Raw genomic sequence first — 3,080 nt, 5'->3', positions numbered from 1 at the left:
CGGGCCGCCGGGCAGGGCCGCGTGGTGCAACCGCGGGGACCCGGTGCTGTGCCAGGTCCTGGAACCGGAGCCCGGCCGGCCGCACCGGCCGCGCGTCCTCAGTCCTCCGAGCGCGTCCCCGACGTCGCCGCTACCACGGACGGCGTCATGAGCAGGACGCCGACGCCCACCGCGACCACGAGGGCGGCCCATCCACCCGCGACCGCGGGCCCGCCGCCGCTGCCGATCGCCGCGATCGATCCGATGATCTGGAAGAGCTGCCAGGTCACGATGGGTCCGCGACCAGATCGGCGACCCGCGAGAAGTGCCCGGCAGCACACAACGAGAACCCAGGCGACACCCAGGAGGAAGAGAACCAGAAAGAGGCTCACTCCGACGGACATGGAACCGCCCGTAAGGAGCTCGCCAAGTAACACCACGGCGAATGCAACGAGGCCGATCACTTCGACCAGGACGCCGATCACGAGGGCACGAAGAAACGCCGGGACACGAGGCGCGAAAAAGGCTTCCAGTACGGGCACGACGAACTAGGATACTGGGGGGACGGGTATTCACAATAGTGTGACGGATACCTCAGGGTTCATGCCTGAGAAACTTCGCCGTAACCCCTTGTGCGAGCGTTCACGAGCGTGTGAACCTAGATGCAGCAATCCCACACACCCCCGAACACCCCCCGTCGGTCGCCGCCTAGCGCTCAGGGATCGGAAAACGATCCACAACCAGACCTGCGCGCCCCAGACGCACGACGACGATGCTCCCTAGTGGCGAGCCGGACGGTGGGAAGTTCCTTCCAAGGAGTACGTGACCATGGACTGGCGCCACCGCGCAGCATGCCTCGAAGAGGACCCCGAGCTGTTCTTCCCCATCGGCAACACGGGCCCTGCCCTGTTGCAGATCGAGGAGGCCAAGGCCGTGTGCCGTCGCTGCGACGTAGTCGACACCTGCCTCAAGTGGGCAATCGAGTCCGGCCAGGATGCCGGCGTCTGGGGCGGCATGAGCGAGGACGAGCGCCGTGCGCTCAAGCGCCGCACCGCGCGCGCTCGCCGCGCCGGCTGACCCGACGGCACAGCACCACCCAGCACAGCAGTTCTTCGCGAGCCGCGCCTGAGCACTCCCCCTCCGCCCAGGCGTGGCTCGCGGCTTTTCCCGACGCGTCAGGACCGAGCGGGCTCCGCCACGCGCAGCACGAGCTGCAGCACCACCTCGGTGCCGCCGCCCTCGCGGGCCGACCACTCGATGGTCCCGCCGAGCTCGTTGGTGACCAGCGTGCGCACGATCTGCGTACCCAGGCCGCTGCCGGGCCCGCGCCCGCCGGAGCCGCCGTTCTCGGGCAGCCCCACGCCGTCGTCCGCGACGACCACCCGCAGGTCCGAGTTATCGCGCTCCACGACGATCTCGACCGTGCCCGAGGCACGGCCCACGAACCCGTGCTCCACCGCGTTGGTGACCAGCTCCGTGAGCACCAGGGCGAGAGGCGTCGCGTCCTGCGCGGGCACCATGCCGAACGAGCCGGTGCGCACGGTGCGGACCGACGTGTCCGCCGAGGCGACGTCGGCCGTGAGGCGCAGCGCGCGGCCCACCATGTCGTCGAGCTCGACCTGCTCGTCGAGCGTCTGCGAGAGGCTCTCGTGCACGAGGGCGATGGTCGAGACGCGCCGCATGGCCTCCTCGAGCGCCTCCTTCGCCGCCGGCACGTCCATGCGCCGGGCCTGCAGCCGCAGCAGCGCGGCCACGGTCTGCAGGTTGTTCTTCACGCGGTGGTGGATCTCGCGGATCGTCGCGTCCTTGGTGATCAGCTCGCGCTCGCGCCGGCGCAGCTCGGACACGTCGCGGCACAGCAGCACGGCGCCGATGCGCTGCCCGCGGTCGGTCAGCGGCATCGCGCGCAGCGACAGGGAGACCCCGTGCGCCTCGATGTCGGTGCGCCACGGCGCACGGCCCATCACCACGAGCGGCAGCGACTCGTCCACGGGCTGGAGCTGCTCCACCATGTCCGCCGTCACCTCGACGAGCGACTGCCCCACGAGCGGGCCGATCACGCCGAGCCGATGGAAGCACGACAGCGCGTTCGGGCTCGCGTACAGCACCTCGCCCTCGGAGTTGAGCCGGATCAGGCCGTCGCCCACGCGAGGTGCGCCCCGGCGCGAGCCGGTGGCGGCGTTCGGCAGGGGGAACTCGCCCCGCGGGATCATCGCGACGAGGTCGTCGGCCGCCTCGACGTAGTTCAGCTCCAGGCGCGACGGCGTCCGCCCGGACCCGAGGTTGGTCTGCCGCGCGATCACGGCGACCGCGGTGTCCTTGTGCACCACCGGGATCGCCTCCTCGCGGACGGCGTACGCCCCGAACCAGCGGGGCTCCCTGGCGCGCTGCGCCTTCGCCTCGGCCATCGCCTTGGCCAGCTGCGGGCGCTGCCCCTCGGGCGCGAACGAGCCGACGACGTCGTCGTAGTGCACCGTCGCGCCCGTCGAGGGCCGACACTGCGCGATCGCGACGAACCGCCCGTCGTCGGTCGGCAGCCACAGCACGAGGTCGGCGAACGCAAGGTCCGAGACCACCTGCCAGTCGCCGACCAGGAGATGCAGCCACTCCACGTCGGCCGGCTCGAGGTCGGCGTGCTCAAGGATCAGGTCACTCATGGCGGACACGCGCCAAGCCTATGTCGGAACAGCGTCACGGCCCGGTGAGGCGTGGCGCACGCCGGGGGCCGGGTGCCTGCTTCAGACCGGACGGGCACAACGCGTCGGTTAGAGTTCCCTCACCGGCATGCCCCGTCGGCGCGAGGAGGAAAGCCCGTGCACCTGACAGTGGACCTGACGTTCCCCGCAGACATCGACGACGTCTCCGCGATGCTCGCCGACGAGTCCTTCGTCCGGTGGCGCGCCCAGCGCTCCACCGGCTCGGTGAACGGCGTCGTCGAGCAGGCCGACGTGACGGGTACGGCGGCGGGCGGCTTCACCGTGGTGGTGCGCCGCACCCTGCCCACCGACATCATCCCCGTCCAGGCCCGTCCGTTCGTGGGCGCCCACCTCGAGATCCGTCAGGCCGAGGCGTGGGAGGCGGCCGCCGACGGCCGCCGCACC

The 3,080-nt window shown here is 71.0% G+C and carries 4 protein-coding genes; 2 read left to right on the top strand and 2 right to left on the bottom strand.

The annotated features are described in order from the left end of the window. Positions 1 to 98: 98 nt before the first annotated feature. On the bottom strand, positions 99 to 269 hold the full coding sequence (locus PROKR_RS32995) for a hypothetical protein (protein WP_157602459.1): 171 nt from the start codon (positions 267 to 269) through the stop codon (positions 99 to 101). A 538-nt stretch (positions 270 to 807) separates the two neighbouring features. On the opposite strand from PROKR_RS32995, the gene PROKR_RS22030 reads away from it, so the two are divergent. Beyond that, the gene (locus PROKR_RS22030; RefSeq protein WP_026365970.1) at positions 808 to 1,056 is read left to right on the top strand and encodes a WhiB family transcriptional regulator; all 249 of its coding nucleotides are present in this window, start codon (positions 808 to 810) and stop codon (positions 1,054 to 1,056) included. Between the two features lie 98 nt (positions 1,057 to 1,154). Here the strand turns inward: PROKR_RS22030 and PROKR_RS22025 are convergent, their stop codons facing one another. After that, positions 1,155 to 2,636, bottom strand: a complete 1,482-nt coding sequence (locus tag PROKR_RS22025; RefSeq protein WP_036967514.1) for a sensor histidine kinase — start codon at positions 2,634 to 2,636, stop codon at positions 1,155 to 1,157. 156 nt (positions 2,637 to 2,792) lie between these two features. Between PROKR_RS22025 and PROKR_RS22020 the strand changes: the two genes are divergently transcribed. After that, positions 2,793 to 3,080 (top strand): DUF2505 domain-containing protein (locus PROKR_RS22020; protein WP_036967532.1); only part of this gene is annotated, 288 nt, incomplete at its 3' end.

Source organism: Promicromonospora kroppenstedtii DSM 19349 (assembly GCF_000515355.1).
GTDB classification, from domain to species: domain Bacteria; phylum Actinomycetota; class Actinomycetes; order Actinomycetales; family Cellulomonadaceae; genus Promicromonospora; species Promicromonospora kroppenstedtii.
Note: the sequence above shows the minus strand (reverse complement) of the source record. Positions and strands in the feature narration are given on the sequence as shown.